Origin of the sequence: Pseudarthrobacter sp. TAF60_1 (assembly GCF_052113505.1) — a bacterium.
GTDB lineage: Bacteria > Actinomycetota > Actinomycetes > Actinomycetales > Micrococcaceae > Arthrobacter.
Genome location: NZ_JBFRDI010000036.1, coordinates 1 through 3,362, shown reverse-complemented (window position 1 = coordinate 3,362; position 3,362 = coordinate 1). Strand labels below are relative to the sequence as shown.

At 63.2% G+C, this 3,362-nt stretch carries 5 protein-coding genes and 1 rRNA gene; 2 read left to right on the top strand and 4 right to left on the bottom strand.

All coding sequences use genetic code 11. From position 1 onward, the window contains the following. Positions 1–638: 638 nt before the first annotated feature. From AB4Y73_RS20345 to AB4Y73_RS20335, 3 genes are read right to left on the bottom strand one after another with little or no spacing between them, the layout of a single operon-like run. On the bottom strand, positions 639–821 hold the full coding sequence (locus AB4Y73_RS20345) for a hypothetical protein (protein WP_441874489.1): 183 nt from the start codon (positions 819–821) through the stop codon (positions 639–641). Then, positions 818–1,852: a YncE family protein gene (locus AB4Y73_RS20340; RefSeq protein WP_441874487.1), complete on the bottom strand. Its 1,035-nt coding sequence runs from the start codon at positions 1,850–1,852 to the stop codon at positions 818–820. Before AB4Y73_RS20340 ends, AB4Y73_RS20345 begins: the two co-directional genes overlap by 4 nt. Before the next feature lie 17 nt (positions 1,853–1,869). Next, positions 1,870–2,202 carry a hypothetical protein gene (locus AB4Y73_RS20335; RefSeq protein WP_441874485.1) on the bottom strand — a complete coding sequence of 111 codons (333 nt, stop codon included), beginning with the start codon at positions 2,200–2,202 and terminating at the stop codon, positions 1,870–1,872. Between the two features lie 88 nt (positions 2,203–2,290). Here AB4Y73_RS20335 and AB4Y73_RS20330 point away from each other — a divergent pair, with 88 nt between their 5' ends. Together AB4Y73_RS20330 and AB4Y73_RS20325 are read left to right on the top strand one after the other, a co-directional pair. After that, entirely contained in the window at positions 2,291–2,701 is a 411-nt protein-coding gene (locus tag AB4Y73_RS20330) for a Chromate resistance protein ChrB (RefSeq protein WP_441874483.1), read from the top strand. Positions 2,702–2,774: 73 nt separating this feature from the next. Further along, the gene (locus tag AB4Y73_RS20325; RefSeq protein WP_441874481.1) at positions 2,775–3,116 is read left to right on the top strand and encodes a YciI family protein; all 342 of its coding nucleotides are present in this window, start codon (positions 2,775–2,777) and stop codon (positions 3,114–3,116) included. 173 nt (positions 3,117–3,289) lie between these two features. On the opposite strand, the gene rrf is transcribed toward AB4Y73_RS20325, so the two are convergent. Next, positions 3,290–3,362 (bottom strand): 5S ribosomal RNA (gene rrf, locus AB4Y73_RS20320); the annotation flags it as partial.

Sequence of the window (3,362 nt, the reverse complement as noted above, 5' to 3'; positions counted from 1 at the left end):
CAGGCCAGACCCGGCAAATTCAACCAATTCAATACAAAAAATTGGTATCAACAAACTTGGCACACTATTGAGTTCTCAAACAACAGACACACCCGGCACCACCACCAGCACTAAACAACCGTGGATCGCTCCGGAGCAACTTTTCAAAGTTACCCGGTTTCGACAAGCTTTGCAAATCAGCGTTTCTGCGGATTTCCAGCACCAACGAACCGGCCCCACCCGAACCCGGCACACCAAAGTGTGCGCCATTTTCAGGCTTTTGAAGAAGGGGGTTTGTCGCTATTTTCCCGCATCAGCGGCGGCGACTCAGAAAACAATACACGGCTGGAACCCTCACGGCAAATTCATCACGAGCGACCCCACAGGCCCGCAGAAACCCCGAAACTCCGCGGATTTCGCGGCTAAATCCAAGCAAGTGAAGACCCAGGCGGTAGATACGCGATGCTGTTCACTGGATCACACCTTCGTGCCAGTAGCGCTTCTACGGCCTTGGCAACGGCCGTTCACCGCAAACCGGGACCAGTCGCTGGTGAGTGCCCAGGCAGCATCGACCCTCAACGTGAACTTGGCTGTGGAACTCAATGACAACAGTAGGACCCGCAGTGGATGGATGCGGCGTAAGGCTGGTCAGCGAGTGACTACGTGCGCTTTTGCCGGGCGCGCTTCTCGACCAGGTCCCGTTGCATGTAGCCTACGGTGGCGATCGGGCGGCCGAACCTGCTCGCTCCCAGATGCAGGAAGTTGAGCACGAAGCGGACGGGGACCGGCGCTATGGCCGGTTTGAGACTCTCGTCCCTGGCCGGTCCGTGGCCGGGGGTCATTGCTTGGGCTCCATGACGCGAAGCACCGGGTGACCATCGATGTTTTCGAGCGGGAAGTAGACCCGGTGGGTGGCCTGGTCGACAGCGACCGTGTGGGCGTTGTCAGCGAGTTTGCCGGACGCTACTGGCATCAGGGCACGGTTCTGTTCGTCGAAGACACTGACGACGCCCGACTCCGAGGCGACATAGAGGCGGTGCAGGCCCTGATCGAAAGCCAGCACGTCCGGGCCGTCGCCAGTGTCGAACCGTTCGGTGACCTGTTCGGTTTGCAGGTCCAGGACCAGGAGCTTCGCGCTGCCTTCGCAGGCGATGAATGCAAGATTGTTGGCCCCGTCGACGTAGAGGCCGTGGTTGCTGGCGCAGTCCGGGACGGGAATCCTCCCCGTCACCGTGTCCGTGGCCGGGTCGATGATGACGAGTTGGTTGCGGTCCTGGATATTGACCAGGACCGTACCGCTGACCGGGTCGTAGACGCTGCTGCCGGCCTCCCCGCCAATCCCGATCGCGACCTTCGCCGTGTTCGTGGCGAGGTCGATCACCGTTTCGGCGTGGTCATGTTCGTTGGAGACGTAGGCCTTGCCGTGGACCGGGTCGTATGCGATCCCGTCCGGCGTGTTACCTGCAGGCATCCGGCCGGTCACCGTGAGCGTGTCGGTTTTGATGAGGGCGACCTCGTTCGTTCCCGACACTGCGGCCAGGAGAAGGCGCCGGTCGGGCGCGACGGTGACACCGTGCACCGCGGGTATTCCCGGCACGGTCCCCGCTACCGTGCCGTTAGCGAGATCGATCGCGTGGACTGTGCCATCGCCGAGGTGGGCGATATAGAGCCTCTTCGTATCCGCGTCGAGGGCCTGGTAGTCGAGCCTGCTCACCGCCCCGGGCAGGGCGATGTCCTGTACCTGGGTCAAAGGCAGCGCCGACGCCGGGGCCGGCCCCGAGCAGGCACTTAGGTACGCCGGCAACAGTAGGGTCAGCAGCCCTGCGGCGATCAATGCGGTCTTCACCGGTCTGTGTGGCGGTGTCGGTTCCATGGCTGTCTCCGTTCCGGTCAGAGGATGATGACGTTGGCGATGAAGGCGACGAGGCCTCCCACCACCACCGGGAGGGCCCGGCGCCCCAGTTCCCGGTCGATGGAGGCGACGACAGCCGACGGCAGGGCCCCGGCGATCAGGCAACCTGCGTCCCCCACGCTGATGGCGGGCAGGAAGTCCTCGTTTAGGAAGAACACGTTGGCCAGAATCCGCCACGCGATGACGGCCAGCAGCGTTCCCGCCGCGGCGGCGCCAAGAATCCGGCCCGGCCAGCGGGCATAGCGGCAGGCAAGGGCCACCGCCGCGGCCGCGATGATCGCGGAGATCACGATGAGCACGGGCGAAATCATGAGTGTCCTCCTGGAGCCCCGAAAGCGGCCTGCACCGCTTCCGGCCTGATCCGTACCAGCTTAAAGTAGCCGCGGTTACTATTCCCTCGTGAAGAGTGAACCGTTGATACCCGGGGGCGGGCGGGTCCTGTTCACCTACCGGATACCGCGCGTCCCGTCCGGTCCGAGGGTAGCGGTCTGGCGGCGGCTGAAGGCCCCGGGTGTCGTCCAACTTGGTGACGGGCTGGTGGCACTACCGGCCGATGCCCGCACCCGGGAGCATTTCGACTGGATCGCAGACCAGGTCAGAAGGGCCGGCGGCACCGCAAATCTATGGCTGAGCCAGCGATGCTGCCCACGCCGCCGTCACGGGCCTCGCCGCCGCGGAGCTTCCCGGTTGAAACAGCCAGACATCCTTGATCGATGGCGTAGGAACTGTCAGAGGATACCCGTTCAAGCAGGTTCTGCAGGCGGGTCGTGGCACCCTGCCTTGACCACATGGCGGCCGCCGAGGCCATAATCGGGCTGGGCATCAAAGCGGTGCCGCAAAGAAGAGCCGACGGATGGCACCGCCGGAGCAGAGGAGACGTCGAATGACCAAGTACTTGATCTCGTTCCCCAGTGAGGCCATGGTGCTGCCTGCGGAGGACTTGGAGGCGGTGGCTGAAGCCGCGCATGCCGTCATCGAAGACGCTAAGGCAGCGGGCGTGTACGTCTTCGGCGGCGGGATCGATGAGGGCGTAGACCCTGTACTGGTGGCCGGTGATGGAACCGTCACTGAGGGCACATATCCAGGCCACAAGGTTCCTAACGGCGGCTACACCGTTCTCGAGCTGCCCTCGCGGGAGGCGGCACTCGAGTGGGCCGCGAAAATCGCTGTCGCCTGCCGCTGCTCCCAAGAGGTCCGGCAGTTCCAGTACGACCCGGCCAGCTGACTAAAGCAAAACGTCAGGCCACAATCAGATGTGCGCCGAAGCCCATGATGAGTTGACCCGAATCAGTGCATTGGGCGGGTGCCGTGTGCCGGCGGGTGGGTGGTTATTGAAGGGGTGGTTAAAGTGGGAGAGCCTCCAAACGGTGTTTGGAGGCTCTCAACCATTTAATGATGTTCCGGCGGTGACCTACTCTCCCACACCCTCCCGGGTGCAGTACCATCGGCGCTGTGGGTCTTAGCTTCCGGG

Excerpts from the sequence above, each read along its gene's own strand:
- AB4Y73_RS20325 (WP_441874481.1), top strand. The coding sequence starts at position 2,775 with ATGACCAAGTACTTGATCTCGTTCCCCAGTGAGGCCATGGTGCTGCCT.
- AB4Y73_RS20340 (WP_441874487.1), bottom strand. The coding sequence starts at position 1,852 with ATGGAACCGACACCGCCACACAGACCGGTGAAGACCGCATTGATCGCC.
- AB4Y73_RS20345 (WP_441874489.1), bottom strand. The coding sequence starts at position 821 with ATGACCCCCGGCCACGGACCGGCCAGGGACGAGAGTCTCAAACCGGCC.
- AB4Y73_RS20335 (WP_441874485.1), bottom strand. The coding sequence starts at position 2,202 with ATGATTTCGCCCGTGCTCATCGTGATCTCCGCGATCATCGCGGCCGCG.